A 23,009-nucleotide genomic window follows, 5' to 3' on the forward strand; every position below is an offset into this window, starting at 1 on the left:
GGCGTACCCGTACGGCAGGAGCTGGTCACGCCAGGCGCGTGACCGGCTCCTGCCGTGAACAAGCAGGTCAGAGCTCATCCCGGACAAGGGCGAGCAGCCGGTCGAGCACCCGCGGTCCCCCGGCGCGCACCCCGTCGTGCTCGAACTCGTTCGTCACCCACGTGCGCAGTCCGCGGATCGACGCGGCGGTGCGCAGCGCGTGCTCGGTGTCGACGTACATGTCGTCGTGATAGACAGCCGCGGCTACCGGTACGTCATTGGCGGCGAGGCGCTCGGTGTCGTACAGCTCGGGCCAGTCGGTACGGGAGGCGAGCAGTTCGGCGGTCTCGCGCAGCGGGCGCAGGGCCGGGTCCACGTCGAAGTGCCAGGGGTGGATGCTCTCGCCGGTGAAGAGCACGGGCGCGTCACCGGCCAGGGCTGTGGCGGCGTCGAACTGCGGGAATTCGGCGCGGACCCGCTCGGCGGCCCAGCCGGTGGGCTCCTTGCCCTGGCCGTAGATCGCCTCGTGCATCAGGGCGTACAGCGGGTGGCCCGCAAATGAGTTGGCGGTGCGCATGGCCTCCTGGAACGTGTCGGAGAGCTCGGTGCCCAGCGGCGTGCGGGCGAAGGCGTTCTCCAGCAGGTAGTGCAGCTGGTGGCTGCCGTTGCCGCTGCCCAGCATGATGCCCAGGGACTGGAATCCCTCGGGCGTCAGGCGGTGTCCGGCACTCTCCGGGCGGTGCTCCAGGAGGTACGCGGCGACCTCACGGGCGCGCTCGACGTCCTGCGGGTAGCGGGCGTAGTGGGCGGCGACCTTCCGCTCGATCCGCGGGTACGCGGCCCGGTACACGTCGTCGGCGTGGGCGTCGAGCGAGGGCAGTCCACCGGTGATCAGGACGGCCTCGAGCCCCTCGGGGGCGGCCGAAAGATAGCGGACCGCGCAGAAGCCGCCGAACGACTGGCCGAGCACGGTCCACGGGGCGCCGCCGGTCAGCTGCGGCCGGATCAGCTCGCAGTCGCGCACGATGTTGTCGGACCGGAAGTGGACGAGATAGTCGGCCTGCTCACGCGGGCCGCCGCGCAGCGGAAGAGTCTGTCGGTTGGCCGGTGTGGACAGCCCGGTGCCGCGCTGGTCGAGCAGCAGCACCCGGAACTCCTTCACCGCCCGCCCCAGCCAGGCCTCGGTACCGACGAAACGACGGGCACCGAAGCCGGGTCCGCCCTCCAGGTACACCAGCCACGGCAGCTCGTCGTCGACCCTGCCGCTCGCGACGGCCTCCCGGCCGAAGATCTCGATCTGCTCGCCGCCCGGATCGGCGTGATCGAGCGGGACGGTGAAACAGCGGTCGGTGAGAACCACGCCGGGCTGCCGGTAACTGGTCAAAAGGTGCTCCTGAATCAGACGTATCACGGACAGTTCAGCACACACCCGTGACTCGGACAGTCCCGGCCCGTGTGCGACGCGCCCTGGGGGCTCCTAGCGTGCAGTCATGATCCGATTCGAGCAGGTCAGCAAGGTCTATCCGGACGGTACAACCGCGGTCGACGGGCTGTCCTTCGAGGTCGCCGAGGGGGAACTCGTCACCCTCGTCGGGCCATCGGGCTGCGGCAAGACCACCACGATGATGATGGTGAACCGGCTGATCGAGCCGACCTCGGGCCGGATCCTGGTGGACGGCGAGGACATCGCGGGGATCGACCCGGTGCGGCTGCGCCGCCGGATCGGCTATGTCATCCAGCAGGTCGGACTCTTCCCGCACCGGACGATCCTCGACAACACCGCGACCGTTCCCTCCCTGATCGGCTGGAAGCGGGGCAGGGCCCGGGAGCGGGCGGCGGAACTGCTGGATCTGGTGGGACTCGACCCGAAGACGTACGGCTCCCGCTACCCCGCCCAGCTCTCCGGCGGCCAGCGCCAGCGGGTGGGTGTCGCACGGGCACTGGCCGCCGATCCGCCGGTGCTGCTGATGGACGAACCGTTCGGTGCGGTCGACCCGGTGGTGCGGGAACGGTTGCAGAACGAGTTCCTGAGCCTGCAGGCAGCCGTCAGGAAGACGGTCCTGATGGTTACCCATGACATCGAGGAAGCGGTCCGGATGGGCGACCGGATCGCGGTGTACGGAGAGGGGCGCATCGAGCAGTTCGACAAGCCGGCCACCGTGCTCGGCACACCGGCGACGCCGTACGTGGCCCAATTCGTCGGCGCTGACCGGGGACTGAAGCGGCTGTCGGTCACCACGATCGAGCGGGACGACCTGGAGGAGCCGCCGATCGCCCTGCTCGACGAACCCGCACGCTCGGCGGCGGCCCGGCTGAACGGCGCGGGGGCCCGCTGGGCGGTCGTGCTCGGTGGCGAGGGCGAACTGCACGGCTGGGTGCCGGCGGACGCACTGCGGATCGCCGGGGAACACGGCACGGTCGGCGAACTGGCGCGCCGGATGGATGCGTGGGTACCGGTCGGGGCCCCGCTGAAGCAGGCGTTCAGCGAGATGCTGCAGCACGACGCCGGGTGGGTGGCCGTGCTGGACGGGTCGCGCTTCCTCGGCGTACTGACTCCGGCGAAACTCCACGAGGCGCTGCGCCGGTCGGTGGACGCGGACGCGCGGGGAGTGGGGCGCGACGAGGTGCAGTTCGACTCGGTGGCGGACGCCTGACGGACCGGTGGGCCGGTGCGACCGATCCGCCGGGCCCCGCGTCGATCGGGTACGCCCGATGCCCGGTGCGAAGATCCCTTGACCCGCCTCTCCCGCGAAGCCTGGGTTTCCGCCGAGGTGGCGGTGCGGGGAGGCAGGGCGACGGTCGCCGAGCGGCTGAGCCGGCATCCCCACACCGGCGACCTGTGGGCGGACGAGGTGCGCCGGGTCGAGGTCCACGACATCGACACCACGACCGGCAGCTGGGCGCTGACCTGGTCGTCCGCGATCACCAACCGCCGGGACGAGGAACTGCGCTTCGGCAGTCCGACCACGCATGGCCGGACGAACGCGGGCTACACCGGGCTGTTCTGGCGCGGCCCGCGCGCCTTCCGGAACGGCAGGATCCTCACCGCGGAAGGCGAGGGCCCGGAACTGATGGGCCGGCAGGCCGCGTGGCTGGCGTACAACGGTGAGCACGACGGGGCCGACGGGCACGCGACGCTCGTCTTCGTCCATGCACCGGAGAACGACCACACGGGCGCGGGCGGAGCGCATCCGGCGCACTGGTTCGTACGCAACGATCCGTTCGCCGCGGTGGCACCGTCGTTCGCGTTCCACGACGAGCTGGTCCTGGCCCCCGGCGCCACGCTGACCCGCCGCTACCGGGTGCTGGTCGCGGACGGTGTCCGGGACCGCGAGCGGATCACCGCACGGATCGCGGAACTCCCCTGGTAGGTGCGCGCACGCCGCTCAGCTGCGCGGAATGAGCTTCTTGGACTCCAGGTAGTTCCGGGCGACGTCCTCGGGGAGCCGTCGCCAGCTGTCCACCTGCTCGTTCATCCGGGCGAGATCGGCGGTCGTCAGCACGGTGTTGAGCCGGTCCAGTGCGTCGCGTACGCCCGGGCTTCCCGCCCGGGACCGGTTGACGACGGGGACGAGGTAGTCGGCGTTCTGCAGATGCTTGTCGTCGGCGAGCAGGATCAGCCCGAAGTCGTCGAGGGTGGCGTCGGTGGTGGTGGTCAGGACCATCTGGTCCCGACCGCTCCGGACCGCCTGTTTCGCCTGGGTGGTGCCGACGCCCTTGGGATCGACGGCGGCGATGTCGATGCCGTACGTCTTCTTCAGTCCCGGAGCGCAGTAGGGCCGCTGCACGCATTCGTCGCCCGCGGCCAGCCGTACGGGAAGCCGTGACCTGCCCAGGTCGCTGAGCGTCCTCAGCCGGTGCTTCGCCGCGTACGGGGCGGTGACCGCGAACGCGTTCTGGTCGACGGCGCGGCCCGGGTCGAGGACGGTGAGGCCACGGGGCGTGGCGAGGGCGCGCAGGGCCTTCATGGTGGTGTCGAGGTCGGGTGAGCCGACGGCGGCGGCGTCTGCGCCGCTCTTCTTCGCGTTCAGCCAGTCGGCGAAGGTGGCGGCGTACTCCGGTACGACGTCGATCTGGCCGCTCTCCAGTGCCGGTTCGTAGATCTCCCGGTTGGTGACGGAGATGACCTTGGTGGAGTAACCGGCCCGGTCGAGCAGCAGCGCGTACATCTGGGCGAGCAGGTCGCTCTCGGTGAAGCCCGCGGATCCGACGGTGAGGTGTTTGCTGTCGCCCGGCGGACCGGTCACCTCGCCCTGGTCCTCCAGGGCGGGCCCGGTGGTGCACGCGGCCGCGGTCAGCAGCAGCGTCAGGAGTACGGGTACGGTCCGGCCGTCCCTCATCGGAATTCCTCGCCGCGCACCCAGTCGGGGGCGAGCCGCTGCCCGAGCTCGAAGCTCCCTTCGACGATCAGGGCGAACACGGCGACGAGGATCGCCCCGGCCACCACCTGCGGGGTGGAGGCGAGGTTGAAGCCGGCCGTGATGATGCGGCCGAGTCCCCCGCCGCCCGCCAGCGCGGCCAGCGTGGCGGTGGCGACGAGCTGGACGGCCGCGAGCCGTACACCGGTGAGGATCAACGGCAGGGCGAGCGGCACTTCGACCCGCAGCAGCAGCTGCCGACCCGTCATGCCCATGCCTCGGGCCGCCCGCACGACATCACGGTCGACCTCCCGCATCCCCACGTACGCATTGGTGAGCAGCGGCGGGACGGCGAACAGCACCAGGGCGATGACGGTCGGCCCCTCGCCGTACCTGCCGATCGGAGTGAGGAGCAGCAGGACCAGGACGGCGAAGGTGGGGACGGCGCGGCCGATGTTGGAGATATTGACGGCGAGTGCCCCACCCTTGCCGAGATGACCGAGGACGAGAGCAGCGGGCAGGGCGATGAGGCGGCGGGCAGAGCGAGCGGCAGCTCCACGGCGACAAGGAGCCGGACGGGCCCGTAGCCCATGCCGCGCGCGGCCTGCCGGGTTTCCTCGGGCACGGCGCGCAGTCCGGCGAGGATGTTCCGTACGAGAAGCGTGAGCGAGTAGAGGACGAGCCCCGCGACGACGAGCGAGGCGGAAAGTCCGTAGACCGGCAGCAGCAGCGAGAACATGGCGAGCGACGGCACGGTGTAGAGGATGGTCGTCACGCCGAGGACGGGTCCTGCCGCCCAGCGCAGGCGACGGGCGGCAAGCGCGAGCGGAAGGGCGAGGAGCAGTCCGATGCACACGGAGACCGCGGTCAGCTGGAGGTGCTGGAGGACGGCGTCCCGGAGGATTTCGCGACGGCTGGTCAGATAGGCACCGCAGATCCAGTCATTGCGCGCGAGGCAGTCGTCGGGGGGCGCGGTCACGAGTTCATTGGAGCGCGGGAGCCGGGCACCCGCGCGTCTTGATCGACTGTTCGTGGGGCTGGCATGCGGGGCGGAGGGAGGCGCCCGGAGCGGCCGCCGTCGCCGCGTCCCTCAGGTGACCAGGCGGGTCCGTTGCCTTGCGCCATTCAGCCTGCCACCCGCCTCAACCGGTCTTATGATCGCCATCCCGCGCCTTCGCGGGCCTGCGTTCACCTGCCGCACCCCGCAGCCGGAGCGCAACCGATCAGGGGACGAGGAGAGGTCATGGGCACTCAGTTCGAGGCGACGGTCGAGATCGACCGGCCGATTACCGAAGTCTTCGCCTATCTCGCCGATGGCGAGCACGACCCGGAGTTCAGCCCGCGAGTACAGCGGATCGACAAGTCGCCGACCGGGCCGACAGCGGTGGGAACGGTCTTCAGGAGCACAGTGAAGGACGCCGGCATGAAGACTCAGCGGGAGTTCGGGATCACCGAACTCGTAGCGCCCACGCGCATCCGCTGGGCGGAACGCTCGAAGAACCTCGTCACCGCAACCACCGGCGGCTACGACCTCGAGGCCACGGCCGACGGGAGGACCCGGGTGCGGATCTTCAATGTCCTGGAGGGCCACGGCATCGGCAAGCTCCTCGTCGGCTTCGCCGCCGGTGCCGCGCGCAAGGACGCACCTGCGTTCGGGCAGCGGATCAAGGTGGCGGTGGAGGCGTCGAGCGCCCATTGAGAGCGCTCGCTCCGTGTATCGCCGGTCGCGACGAACAGTCGACCAGCTCCACGAACACCGCATAGGCACACAGCTGCGGGTGCGAGGCCGGCCGGCGCCGGGCCGCGGGGCCGGACTCGCCCGCCACGGCAGGGCCTGGCCCGCCGACGTCAGGGCAGCGGAGAGCGGCGGTCCGCAGAGGAACACGGACCGGGCCGGTCCGATCGTTCCAGGCGTGCGTGAAACGGGAGGCGAGGCGTCGTCGGAGTCCCTACGACTCAATCGGAGCGGCGGACGCGGCACATGGGTTCTCGTACGCACCTCGCACGCGAGGCGATGGGGTGATCCGCACTTGCTGCGTACGGGTGGCAACCGCGCGCCCATCGTCGGGTGAGCCCGCGCGTGACGGTAGACCATGAGCAGACCTGACCTTCTTCCGTACCCACAGAGGAGCCCCCGCATGGGGACACCCGGCCATGCCGACGACGCGTACGGCTTCGACCCTCTGCACGCGATGCACACCGACTGCACGCTGCAGCGTTCCCCCCGAGATCAGCCACACGGAGGGGCTGATCGACCGCAATCGCGCAGTGAGGGCGGAGCTCGGCGTCACGACCGAACTTGTCCGGGCGATCGACCACGACATCGCGACCGGCGTGTGGGCGGACATCCGGGGGCACGACTGGAAGACGGATGCATGGCCGGGACGCGGGTACGGGTGGCCCGGGGATCGGCTCACCCCTCGCAATACCGCGTTCATGACGAGGAACCTGCTGCACCTGGCGCGGCTGCTCAAGGATGTGGGTGGAATTCCGGCGCACGGAAGCAGCACGGGGAGGGGGACGCCGGCTGTCGCCTCGACGTCGACAACCCCGAGCAGCGCTGATGCCGGGCCCCGCAATGACGAACGGCGCGATCCGAGGAGAGCCCCGCACCGTGGACACAAGGGATTTCCCTGGGGATGTGACGAGGCTCCCGGTGGATGAGTTGCCGAGCAACGTCATCCACCAGGAGCCTCGAGTGCCTGTCCACTCCTCTGCCATCGACCTGCCCAGCTCTGCCCCGGGGGTTCCTGACGTCGGAGTTGACGGCGCACCGGCTGCCGGTCGGGACCTGGTGGCGGCGTCCTTGTCCGACGCGACGCCCCTTGCTGCCCCTGGCCGACCTCCCGGAAACCCCGGACCGATTCCGACGGGCCGCGGGTTCCAAGTGATGCGGGTGGCGCGGTTACCACCTGTAGTGGTCACCGATCACCCGGAAGCTGCCCACGACGCCATCGTTGGCGAACAGGCCCCCCTGGACCGTGGGGGTCACGACGCCGTGGGTGGCGCCGTGGGGACCGACGGTGGCGACCGGAGAGCCGTTGTCGCAGGTGGACCCGCGATAGACCTCGACGGTCTTCCAGCTGTCGTTGCTGATGCTGAAGCTGCTTGAGCCCAGTCCGCTGGCCGCGGTGATGCAGCCCTCGGAGGCGGCGGAGTACGTCCGATCGTTGAACTGGATTTGTCCGTCCCCCCCGCGGTCGTAGCCACCGTCGCGACCGCCATCGCCGCGCCCCCCGTCATCACGGCCTCCATAGCCGCGGCCGCCGTCATCAGGGCCTCCATAGTCACGGCCTCCATAGTCACGGCCTCCGTCATCACGACCGCCGTCATCACGACCGCCGTCATCACGACCGCCGTCATCACGACCGCCGTCCCCCATCCCGTACCCGCTGTCCCCGTCAGGGAGCGTCCCGGCAGGGGCGGACTTCGGGACGGACGGAACGGACTTCGGGACGGACGGGGCGGACTTCGGGACGGACGGGGCGGCTTGAGGGGCGGACGGGGCGGCCGGGGCAGCCTTCTGGACGGACGGGGCGGCCGGGGTGGATCCGTCGGCTGAGGCATACGTGATGCCGGTGACGGCAAGGACCGATGCGCCTACTGCGGCGGCGGTCACGGCGAATTTGCGCGTGGTCATGTCACTTCTTCCTGTCTCAGAGACGCCGACCGTAGAGCCGACATATGACGAAACGTACTAATCTCCACCTTTAGCTGTCATATCGGGCATATCGAAGGTGTGACACCAGGGGGCCGACCGGGCGTACGTACGAGAAGCGGTAGCCCGAGCTGATACGTCAGCCCGGGCGACGGACCCGCCGGCGGCGAGGGGACACGGTGAGCCGTAGCAATCGGAGAGCGGCTCGACGAGCGAAGCAGTGGTCATTCCGTTCGCACCCACGGAGGGATTGGGCAGCCCGGCGACACCCACAGATGACCTCCCCACAAGGAGAACCGATCGTGTGGAGTGCTCCGCCCTGCTCACCGTGAAGTAGTCCCAGGACCTCCGCCGCCCTGAGAGCCTGTCGGGTACCTTCGATCGGATAGCGGACGCGGTCTGGTGCGTGCGATTCCAAGGCGGCGGGATGTCCTCGGATGGGGTCTCCCCTGCTCGAACGAAGCTGAGAGCTCGGGGAAAGAGCTACCAGGATATTTCGGCAACGCGGGAAGCGTGCGTGCCAGGGCGTGGGCGCCCGATCAGAGGTCACCCGACAGGCTCCGAGGGGGTCGGCACAGACGAAAGTGCTCGGCCGGGTCACCCCGGGGCAAGCACCTCAGCCGGTCGTTCATCCCCCAGTCGGCCCAGCACACTGAGAAGATCGGGCCATTGCTCCTCCGGTCGGGAGCCGGTGAGCCGCATGTAGTGCAGCCCTGCCACCCACGCCAGGAAGAACGTGGTGAAGTCGTCTGCCGCCCTCTCGAAGGCGGCAGACTTCCACCATTCGATCCCGGTGTCGGGGAAGTACCAGACCGCCCCCGTCGAACGGTTGACGAAGATCGGTTCGTCGGAGACGACACCGGGGCAGAACCATTCCTCGCGGCCGAGGCTGATCTCGGCCCCGTCGACCCGGTCCGCGTAGAACTGCATGCTGCCGACCGTCGCGGCGTCGAACACGGTGACGTCTCCACACGTGCCCCCGTCGCATACCGCGAGGAACTCCCGGTACCGGTCCGGCAGGTCGGATCCGATCCTCTCGGGCCGAGCCCCGGCGGGCAGCGAATTCAGCATGCTCCACTCATTTCGCGTGGCGGTGGTGGCACGCAATTCCTCCACCACCCGCCGGAGTTCGGCAGTCACCTCGTGTTCCCCTACCATTCGATCTTGACCTCGACCTTGATGGGAGTGAAGTCGTCCAGGCTCTTGATCTGCGGCCGGATCTGCTGGGGCCGAATGCGCCAGTCGGGGAACCGGTCCAGCACCTTGAGGCTATCGGTCACATCGCCCGCCCAGCTGCACCTCATGGACATGATCGGGGTTAACACGGTTGAGGATCCAGTCCTTCAACTTGTCGGCGAAGGCCGGTTTCGTCGATCCGTGCTGGTCGTACACGCGCCTGATCAGATCACCCTTGTAGTTCTCGGTGGTGCTTGTTGCGTGTGCCCGGAGTGGACGAACCGGCATCTCTCGTGAGCAACAGCGTTGTCAGCCGGGCCCACTGGTCATCCGTCAGATCAAGGTGTCCAATAAGCCGATCACGGCAGGACCAGGCCAGCTTCGGCGGTGGGCGTCAGACCCGTCGCGGACAAGATCAACTCCACCGTCTCATCGACGGTCATTTCTGCGTTGTCGATCCAGGTTCCTTCTCCTGCGAGTTCCTGGCGCATCGCCTCGTCCAGGGCAGACCAATGAGTGGCCAGGACTTTGTCCCGCGCCTGATTGCGCCGCCAGGCGGTTGCCGGCCCCGGGGCCAGGAAGATGACATGCAAAGGCGCAGCCGTCAGCGAGGCGCGGTAGAAGTCGAAGTGCGAACGGCGTACCACGACATCGTCGAGTACGGGGACGAATCCGGCCGCCGTGAAGCTGTCGGCCAGCAGACACGCGTTGCGGGCCCGCAAAAGGATCTGCCGGTCGGCTTCCGGATCCACTGTCGCCGAGGGCCACCGGCCGCCACTGACGATCATCGTTTGGAGCTCATCCACCTCAACATGCGCCGCCAGCCGCAGCCGATTGGCCAACGCGCCAGCCACCGTGGACTTTCCACTGCCGGGGATACCGCTCAGCAGGACAACACCAGCAGCAGGTTCGCAGTCAACCGGCAACACACTCAGGGTCATACGGGCACTCCAACGGTAGTGATCGAAACCCTGCGAGAGTAGACGACCGCCTGCCCGTGTGCTCCTGTCTTCACCCGCGCCGGCGTCCACCGCCGGTCAGCCCACCCAAGAGCCAGCGGGCCACGCTCCAACTCCCGTGCCAGCCTGGCTGTCTGCTCGCCGGACAGCCTCGGACACCCAGGTGACCCCTTCGACCGGACACCCTCCCGGCCTTGTTCCCGCCACTGCCGACGCCAGCGTTCCACCGACCACTCACTCACCCTCAGCGCGGCAGCGATCTGCCTGTTCTTCGCGCCACCCTCGAAGTGACCGACTGCCTCCAGCCGGAGCAGCTCCCTCACAGCTCTCTTGGTGTCGGTCAAGCCGCCGCCCTGCGCGTACCTCACACACCACAGCTACCGATCCGCCCCACACCCCGTCAGCCGAACGCCCCGACATCACCCAATCAAGTTCAGTAGTGTCGGGTTCCATGATCGTATGGCTCAACGGCACCCACGGCGCAGGCAAGACGACGACCAGTGCACTCGTGCAGCAGCTCATCCCGGATTCACGGGTGTTCGACGCCGAGAAGGTCGGCGAGACACTCATGGACATCACGCCGGGGCTGCCCTGGACGGGCAATTTCCAGCACTGGCCGCCGTGGCGGCCGCTCGTCGTCGAGACCGCCCGCCACGTACTCGACTACACCGGCGGCACTCTGGTGATGCCCATGACTGTCCTGGTCGAGCAGTACTGGCGCGAGATCAGCACAGGCCTCGCCCAACATGCCATCCCGGTACGACACTTCGTCCTCCATGCTGACCAGGACACCCTCCGCGGACGCATCGAGGGGGACACTCTCATGGGCCCCTCCCCATTCCGTCTCGAATACCTTGAGCCCTACGCCGAGGCGGCCCGCACCTGGCTGCACGACGAGGCCGAGGTCGTCGACACCACGCACCTCACGCCCGCCCAGGCCGCCCTACAGATCGCAGAGGCCGTCAAGAGCTGAGGTTCACCCGCCACGCGAAACAGGCGCAGGTGGCAACAAAGGATGACCTTCCGGTGTCAAGCAGCGCGAACAGGCTCCAACAGGGGCCCGGCTCAGCCCGGCACCGCGGTGTCATCTGCTCCGAAAAGTCGCAGCTGACCATTGCGTTGGTCAGAGAGTTGATCCCTGTTCGGCGAGGTACCTGCGGATGTCGTTGCGGAGCGGGCGCATAGGATCGCCGACATGGCACTGCGACCTGTTCAGGTGAACATAAAGGCTCTTGATGAGTCGGCGGTCGGCCGGTTCTGGGCGGAGGCGCTCGGCTGGAGTGCTTACAGCCCCGGCGTGACCACTTACGTCGGACCCGTCGGCGGCCTCGTTTGGCCGGACCCGGTCGCCGTCTGCGTCGACGTCGTTCCCGTACTGGAACCCAAGACAACAACAAAGAACCGTGTGCACCTCGATCTCGCCACCACCTCTGCGGCCCATAAGGCAGAGTTGGTCACCCGCCTCCAGGCTCTCGGTGCGACGCCCGCCCACGTGGGCCAGGGCAACGTGCCGTGGACGGTCCTCGCCGACCCGGAGGGCAACGAGTTCTGCGTGCTGGAGCCTCGGGAGATCTACCAGGACACCGGTCCGATCGCCGCGGTGGTGGTCGACTGCGCGGATCCGCGGGCCATGGCCCGGTTCTGGGACGAGGCGATGGACTGGCCCCTGCACGAGGTGACTGACGATCATGCGGTGTTGCGCTCCGCCAAGGGTGTCGGCCCGTATCTCGAGTTCCTCCGCACGCCCGACGTGAAGACCGTGCCAGACCGCCTCCATCTTGACCTGCTGCCGTACCCCGGTGACGACAAAGTAGCGGAGGTGGCCCGGCTGCGGGCCCTCGGCGCCACCGACCTCGACCTCGGCCAGGGCGACGTCCCGTGGACGTGCCTGGCCGACCCGGAGGGCCACGAGTTCTGCGTCCTCGCCCCGTCCTGACGCGGGGCCTTGACCTGCGAAGCCCTCGTGGCTTGCTTGAGCCGGATGCGCTGAAAGGTGCACGTCCGGTTCTGAGGGGGCCGGGTCACGGCAACGTGATCCGGCTACCCGACCACACTGACGGCTGGTCGTCCGCTGCGGTATCACCGGAGGCATGCGGTATCCACAAGGGGCGACCTGACCGCCGAACGCGAGGAGCTTCGCGAGGGGTTACGGCTCCAGGCCGCGGAGCGGTTCGCTCGGGGTGAGGCGAGTGCGTTGATCGCCAAGGCCCTGCGGGTCAGCGTCCGGTCGGTGCAGCGGTGGCGGCGGACATGGAACGAGGGCGGTCCGCGGGCGCTGCGGTCGCAGGGGCCGACGTCGCAGCCGAGGTAGGCTCCGCGCGGCTGTACCGGGCCGGCCGCCGGCGAAGACCAGTCCTGGCCACACCTGGCACCGGTGCTGTCCGCGAAGACGATCGGCTGGGAGCTCATCCGCCAGCAGCAGGACCAGATCGTGAAGTACACGACCGCCCTGCGGTTGGGGACGGCCGAGGCTGAGCAGGGCGCAGGCCGATCAGGCCCCGGCCGCTTCCGGCGGCCGCGCCCGGGTGTCCACCGGTGTCGGTGACTTCCACCCGGAGCCGTTCCGGGCCGTATCCGACGGTCACGGTGGCGGTGGCGCCGGACGCGTGCTTCACGGTGTTGGTCAGGGCTTCCTGGACCACGCGGTAGGCGGCGAGTTCGAGGCCGGGCGGGAGGGGACGGGGCGGGCCGGTCACGGTCAGGTCGACGGGCAGTCCGGTGTCCTGGACCCGTCCGACCAGCGTTTCCAGCTGGTCCAGGCCGGGTTGCGGGGCCGGCTCCGCCGCCGTATCGGCCAGGTCCGCACCTCCGTCCGTCCCCTCGCCCTCGTCGGCCATGGTGAGCAGTCCCATGACGTGGCGCAGCTCGGTCATGGCCGCCCGCCCGCCTCCGTCGCGTTGGTCATCACCTCGGTCGTCGTGACCGGACTGGTCGCGGGCGCTCTGGGCGTGCCGCTCGGCGTGGCCCTGCACGGCTGGGTCATCCCCGCGATGGGCGACAGCGTGGGGCTCCGCCTCCTCGGTTCCGTCATCGCCGTCTACCACGAGGCCGAACTGCTCCAGCTCGTACTCGGCGGCCTGCTCATCGCCACCCTGGGTGCGCTCCTGCCCGCCGGCTGGGCCGCCAGGGCCCGAACCGCCACGGCCCTGCGCACCGAATAGGAAGTCAGGTTCAGAGCTCGTGCCTGCGACCCCCACCGCAAGGAGCGGTGGGGGTCGGTTGGCCGGCTCCCTCCAACTGGCGCGGGACGCGGGAGTTCCGGAGCTCTTTCAGCTCCAGGATGTGGTTGTGGAGCGTGCCGACGGAGACGCCTGCCGCGGGCGCGGGCGGCGGCCAGACCCTCGTGGGTGCCTGCGTCGATGAGTTCGCGGATGAACTCCGCCAGGGCGGCAAAGACGTGACCGGCCCTCCATGTCTTCGCCCTCGCCACGGACGGACCGGGCTCGGCGTCATGACCAGGCCAGCAGTTCCTCCACGGGCCACGACGTGATGACCCGTTCGGCGGGCACACCGCACTCCTCTGCCCGGGCGCAGCCGAAGATCTGCCAGTCGAGCTGCCCCGGCGCGTGCGCGTCGGTGTCGATCGCGAACAGCACGCCCGCGTCGACGGCCCGCCGCAGCAGTCGTCGGGGCGGATCGAGCCGCTCCGGACGGCTGTTGATCTCCACCGCGGTGCCCGCCTCGGCACACGCGGCGAAGACCTCGTCCGCGTCGAACTCCGACTCCGGACGTCCCCGGCCGGTGATCAGACGGCCCGTGCAGTGCCCCAGTACGTTCGCCTGCGGATGGCGCACGGCCGCGACCAGCCGGCGCGTCATGGCCCGAGCGTCCATCCGCAGCTTGGAGTGGGCGGACACGACCACCACGTCGAGCTGCTCCAGCAGGCGGTCCTCCTGGTCGAGGGAGCCGTCCGGAAGGATGTCGCACTCGATGCCGGTGAGCAGCCGGAACGGTGCCCACCGCTCGTTGAGTGCGGCCACGACCTCCAATTGGCGGCGCAGCCGTTCAGGCGACAGTCCGTTCGCCACAGTCAGCCGGGGCGAGTGGTCGGTGAGGACCGCCCACTCATGCCCCAGCTCGATCGCCGTCCGTCCCATCTCCTCGATCGGACTTCCGCCGTCCGACCAGTCGGAGTGCAGATGGCAGTCGCCACGCAGCAGAGCGAGCAGCGTTTCACCCCCTTCCATGAGGGGATCCGCGGCGGCGGCCTCCAGCCGCTGGAGGTAGCCAGGGACTTCCCCGGCGAGCGCTTCACGCACCACCTGTGCCGTCTTCGGCCCGATGCCCCTGACCGACTCCAGCGACCCCGACGCCACTCGTTCCGCGATCTCGTGGCCCGTCATCGCCCCCACCGTGGCAGCGGCCTTACGGAACGCCTGGACGCGGTACGTGGCGGCCTGGTCGCGTTCCAGCAGGAAGGCAATCCGCCGCAGGGCATCGACCGGGTCCATCGGCACCTCATTTCCGGCCCCGGCACGACGGGGCTGCGCCGCTGCTCCCTCCACGTTGGCACAGCCCGGCAGCAGGCGGCATCTTGTGCACGGGCGGTGGCCCGAGTCCGGTGAGGTACGTGTCATGGGGTGCGCATTCCGCCGAGTTCGCCCTTGGGCAAACCGATCACCAAGCGGGTCCGATGATGTTCCCGCCGTGCCAGGCCACGACGAAGCCAGTGACGAAGCCAGTATCGAGGCCACGTAGAGTAGGAATCTTCGGCTGGCGGAAGCCCTCTGAAGTACCCGAAGGACGTGCGCCCCCGATGAATCGTGACGAGGCTCCCGCTCGACTCCGTCTCAACGCCGCGCTGGACGGCCTCGCCGTGACCTTCCGTGGCATGACCGCTCGTTCCGACGAATACAACTGCCCGTGTCACTGGGGCAGCGCGGAGGAACTCGCGCAGTTGAAAGTGCCGGGCCTGGAGTTGGACCCCGATCTCCTGCTTCGCACCTGGGATGCCCCGGACTGGACCGACCACGCGGCCGTGCTGCGTCGCATCCTGCCTCAGTTCGCCGCGGCACTTGTCCGTGGCCTCGTCGAACCACTCGGCATGGAGGAGGCCGGACGGTCATTCGCCCGAGGCCACTGGCAGCGGTGGCCTGTCGGGCAAGCCGCAGCGGTGCGGGAGTTCCTGCACGCCTGGTGGGCGCTCAGTCTCACCGACCCGGATCCCACCGTGCCGGCGTACGAGGTCCTGGTCCTGTGCGCCGAGGCGTCCGGCGAGCTCAGTCCGTGGCTCACCGTCTGGGCGGAACTGCGTCACCCCGTGGCCGACCAGAACCTGGCCGAGGCGGTGAGGGAGTGGGAGTTCGACCTGCTGGGGGATCAACTCCCTTGGCACAGCCTTGAGAACAGGGATGAGATGTGCGCCGAGCTCGCCGCCTGGCTCATCCGCCACGCCCCTGACCGGCTGCGAGCCCACGGCGAATCCGAGGAATTGCTCCACCCGATACGGCTGCTCAGCCTCCCGGGCCCCGCCCGCTGGGAGGACCCGCACGCGCCCGGCTGCTGAGGCCCGGACCTGCGGCGCCGGTGACACCGCGGCGCTGCGGACGATGCCCTCTCCGGACGCCACAGTGGCCCGCCCGCGGCAGAGCCCGTGGGAGGGCCACCAAGTGGTGGACGAGGACGTCGTGCGCCGGGACTGTATCCCTTTCTTCCCGGTGGCGCCCGGCTGTCTATGCGTCGGGCTGTTCACCTTCGAGGGGCTGCGCAGCCTGGGTGCCCCCGGGAAGCATCAGTTCTGAGTCCGCGTGGAGCGTGATGCGTACCGGTGTGAAGTCGGTGGCGTCGACCGACGACTCCCCGGTGCCGGGATTGCGGGCGTAGCGCGGATGGGCACCTCCGCTGATCTGCCAGCGGACACGGTGACCGGCGGCGAATCGGTGGGCGGTCGAACTCATCGGTACGGTGACCGTCGAGGGCGCCTCCTCCACCGTCCGCAGCTGAGCCAGGCCGTCACAGACGTTGATGGAACGGCCTTGCGCGTCCACGTCGCACAGTCGGGTGAAGACGTCGGCGTATCCGGTGTCCGTGGAGATGCTCAGCCGCGCGAAGACCGGGCCGAGGACGTCCACGGGCTCGGCCAGCGGCGGGCCGGTGAACGTCAGGACGTCCTCTCGGGCTTCCAGGATGCTGTTGTCTCGGGGTCCGGCGGTACGGGAGAGCAGAGGGCCGCCGATGGACGGGGTGGGGTCGGCCGGGTCGTAGCGGATGGACGTCAGCGGTGTGTTGTCCGTGGGGGCCTGCTGGGTGAGATACCCGTCCGGGGCGGGGAACCATGACGTCGCGGCCGGGGTCAGCGGCCAGTCGTCGAGGTCCCGCCACTCGCCGGCACCACCGACGTGCACGCGCACTCCGGTGGGGCGCAGGCCGGAGGGGTCGGCGCACAGGTGCGCGCGCAGCCAGGCGAGGCTCTCGGCGAACACCTCGGGCCAGCCCTGTTGAAGTGCGGAGGTGTGTGTCCAGGGGCCGACGAGCAGGGCCGTCTCGCACCCGGCCCGACGCAGCCGGCCGTACTGCTCGAAGGTCTGGTCGGCCAGCGCGTCGTGCCATCCGGTGATCAGGCCGGTGGGCACGCTCAGCCGCTTCGCCGCCTCTCCCGGGGACGCGCCCAGCCAGTACGGGTCGTTGGCGTCAGGGTGCGTCATCACGTCGTCCAGCCAGGGCACTTCACCCCCCAGGGCGGACACGTACGCCCCGCGCAGCGGCTGCGCGGTCGTGATGGCGCGCAGTCGACGCTGCAGGCGCAGCGTCGCCCTCACCAAGGGGCCGATCCCCCGATGCTGGTATGTCATGCCGACACCGACGGCGAGGGCGTTCTCCAGGCGGAGTGCACCGTCGGTGTGAAACAGGGCGTAGGGATCGTGCAGACCCACCTGCACCACCATCGCCTTCAGCTCCGGTGGTGGGTCCAGGGCGAGCGCCCACTGCACATATCCCAGGTAACTGGGGCCGACTGTGCCCAGTCGTCCGTTGAACCAGGACTGCTTTCGAAGCCAGGTCACCGTGGCCTGGCCGTCGTCGGCCTCGTTGCGCCACAGATCGAACCGGCCACCCGAGCCGCCGGTGCCGCGGCAGCTTTGCAGGACCACGTGGAAGCCCTGTTCGGCGAAGAGCATGCCGTACATGGGTGACCACGGGACACCCCTGCCGTACGGCGAGCGCACGACAAGGGTGGGGAAATCCCCCGCAGCGCGCGGAAAGTAGTGATCCGTACGCAACGGGCTGCCGTCGGCGGCCGGGACCACCAAACCCGGCTCCCACCCGGCTTCGTGCCGCTTGGCCGGGAGATTGCGCCAAGTCGCCCTCATCATCCGTGCGGACAGCGGCGGCTTCCCGGAAGGCGGCGTCCAGGCCGGCCTCGGCAGGGCGTCGTGCGTGCGTGATGTCATCGTTGCCCTCCACTATTCTCGTACTGCGTACGAGAATAGTGGATGCTTGGATGGCTTCCACACGAGAGGCAGCGGCAAGGAAAGGAAAACGGAGATCGGTACCCCTGACGGCGGGTCCGGCGCCACGAGCGTCGACCCCCAAGAACTCTGGCTCGGCCCCACCCGGCCCCGCAGGGGGCGCAGGCCCACCTTCAGCCGCGAGGCGATCACAGCGGCAGCCGTCGCCCTCGCAGACGCGGAAGGGCTCGACGCGGTCACCATGCGACGGGTCGCCTCACAGGTCGGAGCCGGCGCCATGTCGCTCTACAGCTACGCCCCCGACAAGGAGACGCTGCTGGAACTGATGGTCGACCACGTCAGCGGAGAACTGCCGACGGCGGACGACCGCACCGGCGACTGGCGCACCGACCTGAAGGCCATCGCCCACCTCCAACGCGCTCACATGCTCCGGCATCCCTGGCTGCCCACTGCCCTGTCGGCCCGCCGGACACCCGGCCCCAACACCCTGGCCTTCCTGGAACGCGCCCTTGCCGCCCTGCGGCCCACCGGGCTGGACGGCGCAGCGAGGCTGGAGGTCTTCGCCCAGCTCACCGGATTCGTAGCCGGGCACGTCGCCCACGAGATCGCGCAGACCGCAGCCGCGCGATCACCCGACCGGGCCGCAGCCGAGGCCCGCTACCTGGCCGCTGTCGCCGCGGACGGCCATCATCCGGAGCTCGCCGAGGTCCTCGCCGCACCCGGACGCCCGCTCACCCCGGAAGCCACGTTCACCCGGTTCCTCAACCGCCTGGTCGACGGCCTCGACACCGACTGATCCGGAAGCCCTCCGAGAAGGACACGTCGGCCGCAGCGCCGGGCACATGCGCAGGCCCTCTGCTTCACCTGCGCCCGACCCGCGGAGCAGCGTCGTCGCGCCTTCGGGAGGGAGGGAGCCTCATGGCCTGGCCTTCCCGTTGAGGCTTCCCACCACGAAGGTCGGCACAGGCGACTACGAACAGCGCCACGCGGTCGAGCACGGAATAAACCGGCCGAAACGCCATCGGGTAGTGGCCAACGAGGTACGACAAGCCGACCGTCCGCCATGAGGCCACCGTGCTGGTCACGGCCATCCACGCATGGCTGCGACCAGCACTTTCGCAAAAGACCCAAGCGTATTGATTACGAGCGTTGTTGACACGTCGAGTCAGAACGGGCCGTGGAGCGCGCCGAGCCGCTCTGTGAGCCGCAGATTCTCGGAGTAATCGACGGGGCAGGCGATCACCGACACCCCGTCGCCGGCCAACGCACGCTGCAGCACCGGCAGTAGCTGACCGGCCGTCTCGATGCGGTAGCCCTGGGCGCCGAAACTCTCGGCGTAGGCGACGAAGTCCGGATTGGTAAAACGGGTGTGGCTGTGGCGTTCGAGTTCGAGCTCCATCTTCCAGGTGATCAGGCCGTACTCCTCGTCGACCAGTACGAGGACCACCAGCGGGATGTGTTCGCGAACGGCAGTCTCCAGTTCCTGGGAGTTCATCAGGAAAGAGCCGTCGCCCATCATGGCCAGCACACGCTGCTCCGGACGGGCCAGTTTCGCGGCGATGGCACCGGGCAGCGCGAAACCCATGGTGGACAGTCCGTTGGAGACCAGGCAGGTGTCCGGCTCGTACGCCGGATACAGGCGGGCCATCCACATCTTTCCGGCGCCGGTGTCGGCGAGCACGATGTCGTCGCGCCCCAGTGCCGCTCGCACGTCGGCGACCACGCGCTGCGGCACGAGCGGGCATGCGTCGCTCCGTCGTCCGTACTCCAGCTCCTCGTTGAGCAGGGCCCGGATGCACGCACCGGTTCCTGACTCGTAGTCGAGGCCGTCCGGCAGCGCGGCCGTCAGTGCGTCCAGTGCCTGCGAAAGATCGCCCTCGACGCCGACCGTGACCGGGTAGTGCGCATCCACCTCGGCGGGAAACCGGTGCAGGTGCACGATGCGCTTGTCGCTGTCCGGATTGATCTTCACCGGGTCGAACTCCTGGACTTCGTAGCCGACGCAAATGAGGACGTCTGCGGTATCGAAGCCGAAGTTGGAATAGTCGTGGCGCATGAAGCCGACCGCCCCGAGCGCGTTCGGGTGGTCGTCGGGGAAGACGCCCTTCCCGTGGAAGGTGGTCGCCACCGGCACGTTCAGCCGCTCGGCAAAACGCATGAGAGCCTGTGACGCCTTGCCCCTCGCGGCGCCGTGGCCGGCCAGCACGACCGGTCGGCGCGCCGTCGCGAGAACCTCCGCTGCCCGGGCGATCTGTGAGGGCGACGGCGCGTCGGCATGGACCGTGTCGACCTGCAGGGGGTTGAGCGGCTTGGTGATTCGTGAGGCTTCAATGTCCTCGGGGACTGCTACGAAGATCGCTCCCGGACGCTCGCTCTGCGCGGTCTTGAACGCCTTCCGTACCATCTCGGGCACCGCGACAGGGCTGTCCACACGAGCGGACCACTGGGTGACCGGCGCGAACATCGACACCAGATCGATGACCTGATGGGACTCCTTGTGCACCCGGTCCAGCGATCCCTGCGCGGCGAGAGCCACGAACGGTGTGCTGTTGGTCGTCGCGTCCGCGGCACCCAGCAGGAGATTGATCGCACCGGGCCCCAGCGTGGCCGAGCACACCCCGGCCCGCCCGGTCAGGCGTCCGTAGATCTCGGCCATGAACGAGGCGCCCTGCTCGTGGCGGACCAGGACGTATCGGATGCGCGAGCCGTCCAGGGCATCGACGAAACGGATGTTCTCTTCGCCAGGGATCCCGAAGATGTACTCCACGCCCTCAGCCTCAAGACAGCGGACCATCAGGTTCGCGACGTCCTCGGTCCTCGTCCCGGAGCTCGGCGGACCGGAGGTGGGGTGGGTATCCATGGGTCGAACGTATGCACATGCCGCAGGGCGAACCACGCACCAACCCCCGGTCGGGTGAAGGGCACGTCCATCAAGGGCCGGCCTGCCGGGTGCTCGGCTGTCGGAGTGATCGGCGGTGTTCGACTGTGCCGTAGCAGTCGTAGCCAGATCCCTGACAGCACGATGGTCGGTGTTGCGCCGCCATGACGGCATGGCGGCGGAAGCCAGGAGGATCTGTGACCACCCAGTCGCCCAGTGCCGACTCGTCGCCCGCTCGCTACGACGACCTGCGCGCCGTCGTCATCAACTGCACGCTCAAACGCTCACCCGAAGTCAGCAACACACAGGGGCTGATCGACAGGAGCCGGGCCGTGATGGAGGCGCAGGGCGTAAACGTCGACGTCGTACGGGCTGTCGACCACGACATCGCGACCGGCGTATGGCCGGACATGACGGAACACGGCTGGGCCAGTGACGAGTGGCCCGCACTGTACGACCAGGTGATGGCGGCCGACATCCTCGTGCTGGCCGGCCCCATCTGGCTGGGAGACAACTCGTCAGTCATGAAGAAGGTGATCGAGCGGCTCTATGCCTGTTCCAGCCTGCTCAACGAGAAGGGTCAGTACGCCTACTACGGCAGGGCGGGCGGCTGCCTGATCACCGGCAATGAGGACGGCGTGAAGCATTGCGCGATGAATGTGCTCTACAGCCTCCAGCACCTCGGCTACACCATCCCGCCGCAGGCCGACGCGGGCTGGATCGGGGAGGCGGGCCCAGGACCGTCGTATCTCGATCCCGGATCCGGCGGACCCGACAACGAGTTCACCAAGCGCAACACCACCTTCATGACGTGGAACCTGATGCACCTGGCGGCCATGCTCAAGCGGGCGGGCGGGATTCCGGCGCACGGCAACCAGCGATCCGAATGGGACGCGGGCTGCCGCTTCGACTTCCCGAACCCGGAACACCGCTGAAGCCAGAAGCCGGAACGTCGATGAAGGCGGTTCTGCTCCTGGTCCGGCAACCACAGACCCCGGCGACGCGGGCGGGCGGTCGTCCCGCGCGACGGAGCTCGACCTCCACATAGGTGCTCCACACCCGCAGTCGGCGCGCCACCGTCATTACATTCGGCGAAGTGGGCGCTACCGGTTGTATCGAGGTGCGATGAAGAGCGGCGTCACCACGCTGGCCACGTTGCTGTCGGTGGTCGGTGGCACGGCTGCCCTCGGCACATGGGCCGGGCTGGGCAACGCCTCCGTACAGAACTCCTCGACACCGCAGCGCGCGTCGTCCGCGGTGAGAAGGCCGACCCGGAGCGCACCTCCCGCGAGCTCACCGCTGCGGCCAGATCTCGGCAGGCGCTGGCGGCCGCCGCCCCCGGAACCACCGCCCCGCACCCCGAACAGGCCGCCGCAACCGACCGAGCAATCCATGGCCTGGAAGACATTTCCGTCGTCGCCGGCGTGCTCATCCTCGGCCCCCACCGCGATCCGGAACTGGCCGAGGCCGTCAGCATGGCGACCGATGCCTTGCGGTCAGGCGCAGAATCGGCGCCCGCCAGCGCCCCGCAGGCTGCGGACACAGAAGCCGACCTCCTTCTCGCCGCGCTCACGGCAGACGCACTCCAACTCCGCCGAGCCGGCGCCGCACTGACCTGAACCGAGCACCATCGTCAGATACCGGTCGACGACGTCGTGCGCGACGGCCGACTGCGATCGCCGGCCGAGCGACCGGCTGGAGAACCAATGGTGATCCGGACCTGGTGACGCCTGCGAGCCGGTGCTGCGGGCTGGCCTTGACCTGTCCTCGGCAACGGTACTTGCGTGGGCGGCCGAAGGTCCGGACGGCTGGGAGACGGTGCCCTCGATGCCATCGCCGTGGCGGTCCTCGGCCGTCCCAACGGCCGCCACACAAAGGTGTCTGGCGCCAGGCTCTTCGAGCAGGCCGCCGCCGAGCGTGTCGCCGACCTGCGCAAGCAACTGGGACGCGCCGAGGACTTCGCCGCCACCCCGCGCAGCCCGCTTGGAGCGGGCTGCGACCGCCCACATCCGAGTCGGCCCGTTGCCGGTCAGCGAGACAGATCGGCGTCGGCGGCCTCCTTCAGTGCCAGCCGCAGCCCCTCCAGCGGCGGTACCCCGGACAGGCCCAGCGGGCTCCGGTAGACCCGGCAGGCCAGCCCCGGCTCCCGCCCCTCTTCCGCGAACGGATCGCGCCCGTTGACCAGTACGGTCGGCGAACCGGTGAATCCGGCCCGCTCCGCCTCCGCCTGGGTCGTGACGGTCCGGGTGGCGAACGTGGTGTCGCCCAGGCCGACGTCGTCAAGCGCGCGGCGCAGCTGCTCGGTGGCGGGTATCTCGTTCGGGCAGTCCGGTACGACCAGGATCTCGATCTCCATGTCTCCAGGATCGCGCGCCGCGCGGACAACCCATCACGCAGGGGCTCGGAGATATCAGCGGCGGCTGCACCGGCGCGCCGCCATGAGCAGGCCCGCAAGGGCGCGGACCATCCCGGCCGCAAGCTGGGTGAACGCCGCGGTCGGCGAGATGGCGGTCCACAGCACGTCGGCCACGACGGAGGAGGTGAGGTTGCCAAGCGAGTGGACGGTGGCGAGCAGGCCGAACGCGGAGCCGTGCA

The 23,009-nt window shown here is 69.2% G+C and carries 22 protein-coding genes and 5 pseudogenes; 12 read left to right on the forward strand and 15 right to left on the reverse strand.

Annotated features, from left to right (window positions below; genetic code table 11):
• Positions 1-67 precede the first annotated feature (67 nt).
• A complete protein-coding gene (locus OG972_RS02555) occupies positions 68-1,363 on the reverse strand; it encodes an alpha/beta fold hydrolase (RefSeq protein ID WP_266978056.1) in 1,296 nt (431 codons plus the stop codon).
• A gap of 106 nt (positions 1,364-1,469) precedes the next feature.
• Here OG972_RS02555 and OG972_RS02560 point away from each other — a divergent pair, with 106 nt between their 5' ends.
• Together OG972_RS02560 and OG972_RS02565 are read left to right on the forward strand one after the other, a co-directional pair.
• On the forward strand, positions 1,470-2,633 hold the full coding sequence (locus OG972_RS02560; protein ID WP_266978057.1) for an ABC transporter ATP-binding protein: 1,164 nt from the start codon (positions 1,470-1,472) through the stop codon (positions 2,631-2,633).
• Positions 2,634-2,768: 135 nt separating this feature from the next.
• A pseudogene (locus tag OG972_RS02565) lies at positions 2,769-3,350 on the forward strand (DUF6807 family protein); the annotation flags it as partial.
• A gap of 15 nt (positions 3,351-3,365) precedes the next feature.
• On the opposite strand, the gene OG972_RS02570 reads toward OG972_RS02565, so the two are convergent.
• Genes OG972_RS02570 through OG972_RS49520 form a run of 3 tightly spaced genes read right to left on the reverse strand, consistent with a single transcriptional unit; the run spans position 3,366 to position 5,316 of the window.
• Positions 3,366-4,319: an ABC transporter substrate-binding protein gene (locus OG972_RS02570; protein WP_266978058.1), complete on the reverse strand. Its 954-nt coding sequence runs from the start codon at positions 4,317-4,319 to the stop codon at positions 3,366-3,368.
• On the reverse strand, positions 4,316-4,606 hold the full coding sequence (locus tag OG972_RS49515) for an ABC transporter permease subunit (protein WP_353961637.1): 291 nt from the start codon (positions 4,604-4,606) through the stop codon (positions 4,316-4,318). Before OG972_RS49515 ends, OG972_RS02570 begins: the two co-directional genes overlap by 4 nt.
• Positions 4,603-5,316, reverse strand: a complete 714-nt coding sequence (locus OG972_RS49520) for an ABC transporter permease subunit (RefSeq protein WP_353961638.1) — start codon at positions 5,314-5,316, stop codon at positions 4,603-4,605. Before OG972_RS49520 ends, OG972_RS49515 begins: the two co-directional genes overlap by 4 nt.
• A gap of 264 nt (positions 5,317-5,580) precedes the next feature.
• Here OG972_RS49520 and OG972_RS02580 point away from each other — a divergent pair, with 264 nt between their 5' ends.
• Together OG972_RS02580 and OG972_RS02585 are read left to right on the forward strand one after the other, a co-directional pair.
• Positions 5,581-6,036, forward strand: a complete 456-nt coding sequence (locus tag OG972_RS02580; RefSeq protein WP_266978059.1) for an SRPBCC family protein — start codon at positions 5,581-5,583, stop codon at positions 6,034-6,036.
• Positions 6,037-6,475: 439 nt separating this feature from the next.
• Positions 6,476-6,901 (forward strand): annotated as a pseudogene (locus OG972_RS02585) (hypothetical protein).
• 341 nt (positions 6,902-7,242) lie between these two features.
• Here OG972_RS02585 and OG972_RS02590 read toward each other — a convergent pair.
• From OG972_RS02590 to OG972_RS02610, 5 genes are all read right to left on the reverse strand, one after another.
• Positions 7,243-7,977: a hypothetical protein gene (locus OG972_RS02590; protein WP_266978060.1), complete on the reverse strand. Its 735-nt coding sequence runs from the start codon at positions 7,975-7,977 to the stop codon at positions 7,243-7,245.
• A gap of 615 nt (positions 7,978-8,592) precedes the next feature.
• Entirely contained in the window at positions 8,593-9,135 is a 543-nt protein-coding gene (locus tag OG972_RS02595) for a hypothetical protein (protein ID WP_266978061.1), read from the reverse strand.
• Between the two features lie 11 nt (positions 9,136-9,146).
• Entirely contained in the window at positions 9,147-9,299 is a 153-nt protein-coding gene (locus OG972_RS02600) for a hypothetical protein (protein ID WP_266978062.1), read from the reverse strand.
• A 231-nt stretch (positions 9,300-9,530) separates the two neighbouring features.
• Positions 9,531-10,112 (reverse strand): AAA family ATPase, encoded by a 582-nt coding sequence (locus OG972_RS02605; RefSeq protein ID WP_266978063.1) that lies wholly within the window; start codon positions 10,110-10,112, stop codon positions 9,531-9,533.
• On the reverse strand, positions 10,109-10,498 hold the full coding sequence (locus OG972_RS02610; protein WP_323135840.1) for a helix-turn-helix domain-containing protein: 390 nt from the start codon (positions 10,496-10,498) through the stop codon (positions 10,109-10,111). The genes OG972_RS02605 and OG972_RS02610 overlap by 4 nt, the downstream gene beginning before the upstream one ends.
• Positions 10,499-10,581: 83 nt before the next feature.
• Between OG972_RS02610 and OG972_RS02615 the strand changes: the two genes are divergently transcribed.
• The 4 genes and pseudogenes from OG972_RS02615 to OG972_RS02630 all read left to right on the forward strand — a co-directional run.
• Entirely contained in the window at positions 10,582-11,103 is a 522-nt protein-coding gene (locus OG972_RS02615; protein ID WP_266978064.1) for an ATP-binding protein, read from the forward strand.
• Positions 11,104-11,325: 222 nt separating this feature from the next.
• Positions 11,326-12,066 (forward strand): VOC family protein, encoded by a 741-nt coding sequence (locus tag OG972_RS02620; protein ID WP_266978065.1) that lies wholly within the window; start codon positions 11,326-11,328, stop codon positions 12,064-12,066.
• Positions 12,067-12,243: 177 nt separating this feature from the next.
• Positions 12,244-12,441: a helix-turn-helix domain-containing protein gene (locus tag OG972_RS02625; protein WP_266990238.1), complete on the forward strand. Its 198-nt coding sequence runs from the start codon at positions 12,244-12,246 to the stop codon at positions 12,439-12,441.
• A gap of 45 nt (positions 12,442-12,486) precedes the next feature.
• Positions 12,487-12,675: pseudogene (locus tag OG972_RS02630) on the forward strand (hypothetical protein); the annotation flags it as partial.
• Here the strand turns inward: OG972_RS02630 and OG972_RS02635 are convergent.
• The 3 genes and pseudogenes from OG972_RS02635 to OG972_RS02645 all read right to left on the reverse strand — a co-directional run.
• Positions 12,611-13,024 (reverse strand): annotated as a pseudogene (locus OG972_RS02635) (sensor histidine kinase); the annotation flags it as partial. The pseudogenes OG972_RS02630 and OG972_RS02635 overlap by 65 nt on opposite strands.
• Before the next feature lie 413 nt (positions 13,025-13,437).
• Positions 13,438-13,530 (reverse strand): annotated as a pseudogene (locus tag OG972_RS49525) (recombinase family protein); the annotation flags it as partial.
• A gap of 49 nt (positions 13,531-13,579) precedes the next feature.
• The gene (locus OG972_RS02645; RefSeq protein WP_266978067.1) at positions 13,580-14,581 is read right to left on the reverse strand and encodes a PHP domain-containing protein; all 1,002 of its coding nucleotides are present in this window, start codon (positions 14,579-14,581) and stop codon (positions 13,580-13,582) included.
• 305 nt (positions 14,582-14,886) lie between these two features.
• Between OG972_RS02645 and OG972_RS02650 the strand changes: the two genes are divergently transcribed.
• Positions 14,887-15,636 (forward strand): hypothetical protein, encoded by a 750-nt coding sequence (locus OG972_RS02650; protein WP_266978068.1) that lies wholly within the window; start codon positions 14,887-14,889, stop codon positions 15,634-15,636.
• A gap of 166 nt (positions 15,637-15,802) precedes the next feature.
• Here the strand turns inward: OG972_RS02650 and OG972_RS02655 are convergent, their stop codons facing one another.
• Positions 15,803-17,518 carry a CocE/NonD family hydrolase gene (locus OG972_RS02655; protein ID WP_266978069.1) on the reverse strand — a complete coding sequence of 572 codons (1,716 nt, stop codon included), beginning with the start codon at positions 17,516-17,518 and terminating at the stop codon, positions 15,803-15,805.
• A 94-nt stretch (positions 17,519-17,612) separates the two neighbouring features.
• Between OG972_RS02655 and OG972_RS02660 the strand changes: the two genes are divergently transcribed.
• Positions 17,613-18,332: a TetR/AcrR family transcriptional regulator C-terminal domain-containing protein gene (locus OG972_RS02660; protein WP_266990240.1), complete on the forward strand. Its 720-nt coding sequence runs from the start codon at positions 17,613-17,615 to the stop codon at positions 18,330-18,332.
• Between the two features lie 369 nt (positions 18,333-18,701).
• Here OG972_RS02660 and OG972_RS02665 read toward each other — a convergent pair whose 3' ends face one another.
• On the reverse strand, positions 18,702-20,396 hold the full coding sequence (locus OG972_RS02665) for an acetolactate synthase large subunit (RefSeq protein WP_266978070.1): 1,695 nt from the start codon (positions 20,394-20,396) through the stop codon (positions 18,702-18,704).
• A gap of 215 nt (positions 20,397-20,611) precedes the next feature.
• Here OG972_RS02665 and OG972_RS02670 point away from each other — a divergent pair, with 215 nt between their 5' ends.
• Positions 20,612-21,349: a flavodoxin family protein gene (locus OG972_RS02670; RefSeq protein WP_266978071.1), complete on the forward strand. Its 738-nt coding sequence runs from the start codon at positions 20,612-20,614 to the stop codon at positions 21,347-21,349.
• A 258-nt stretch (positions 21,350-21,607) separates the two neighbouring features.
• On the forward strand, positions 21,608-22,033 hold the full coding sequence (locus OG972_RS02675; protein ID WP_266978072.1) for a hypothetical protein: 426 nt from the start codon (positions 21,608-21,610) through the stop codon (positions 22,031-22,033).
• A gap of 410 nt (positions 22,034-22,443) precedes the next feature.
• Here OG972_RS02675 and OG972_RS02685 read toward each other — a convergent pair whose 3' ends face one another.
• Positions 22,444-22,770: a hypothetical protein gene (locus OG972_RS02685; protein ID WP_266978073.1), complete on the reverse strand. Its 327-nt coding sequence runs from the start codon at positions 22,768-22,770 to the stop codon at positions 22,444-22,446.
• Positions 22,771-23,009 lie beyond the last annotated feature (239 nt).

The organism is Streptomyces sp. NBC_01669 (assembly GCF_026339735.1).
Lineage (GTDB): Bacteria > Actinomycetota > Actinomycetes > Streptomycetales > Streptomycetaceae > Streptomyces > Streptomyces yanii.

Bases quoted from the DNA above. Each gene is read 5' to 3' on its own strand.
- OG972_RS02685 (WP_266978073.1), bottom strand. From the start codon at position 22,770: ATGGAGATCGAGATCCTGGTCGTACCGGACTGCCCGAACGAGATACCC.
- OG972_RS02605 (WP_266978063.1), bottom strand. From the start codon at position 10,112: ATGACCCTGAGTGTGTTGCCGGTTGACTGCGAACCTGCTGCTGGTGTT.
- OG972_RS49515 (WP_353961637.1), bottom strand. From the start codon at position 4,606: ATGACGGGTCGGCAGCTGCTGCTGCGGGTCGAAGTGCCGCTCGCCCTG.
- OG972_RS02615 (WP_266978064.1), top strand. From the start codon at position 10,582: ATGATCGTATGGCTCAACGGCACCCACGGCGCAGGCAAGACGACGACC.
- OG972_RS02620 (WP_266978065.1), top strand. From the start codon at position 11,326: ATGGCACTGCGACCTGTTCAGGTGAACATAAAGGCTCTTGATGAGTCG.
- OG972_RS02570 (WP_266978058.1), bottom strand. From the start codon at position 4,319: ATGAGGGACGGCCGGACCGTACCCGTACTCCTGACGCTGCTGCTGACC.
- OG972_RS02560 (WP_266978057.1), top strand. From the start codon at position 1,470: ATGATCCGATTCGAGCAGGTCAGCAAGGTCTATCCGGACGGTACAACC.
- OG972_RS02655 (WP_266978069.1), bottom strand. From the start codon at position 17,518: ATGACATCACGCACGCACGACGCCCTGCCGAGGCCGGCCTGGACGCCG.
- OG972_RS02665 (WP_266978070.1), bottom strand. From the start codon at position 20,396: ATGGATACCCACCCCACCTCCGGTCCGCCGAGCTCCGGGACGAGGACC.
- OG972_RS02645 (WP_266978067.1), bottom strand. From the start codon at position 14,581: ATGGACCCGGTCGATGCCCTGCGGCGGATTGCCTTCCTGCTGGAACGC.
- OG972_RS02675 (WP_266978072.1), top strand. From the start codon at position 21,608: ATGGGCCGGGCTGGGCAACGCCTCCGTACAGAACTCCTCGACACCGCA.
- OG972_RS02580 (WP_266978059.1), top strand. From the start codon at position 5,581: ATGGGCACTCAGTTCGAGGCGACGGTCGAGATCGACCGGCCGATTACC.
- OG972_RS02600 (WP_266978062.1), bottom strand. From the start codon at position 9,299: ATGAGGTGCAGCTGGGCGGGCGATGTGACCGATAGCCTCAAGGTGCTG.
- OG972_RS02590 (WP_266978060.1), bottom strand. From the start codon at position 7,977: ATGACCACGCGCAAATTCGCCGTGACCGCCGCCGCAGTAGGCGCATCG.
- OG972_RS02650 (WP_266978068.1), top strand. From the start codon at position 14,887: ATGAATCGTGACGAGGCTCCCGCTCGACTCCGTCTCAACGCCGCGCTG.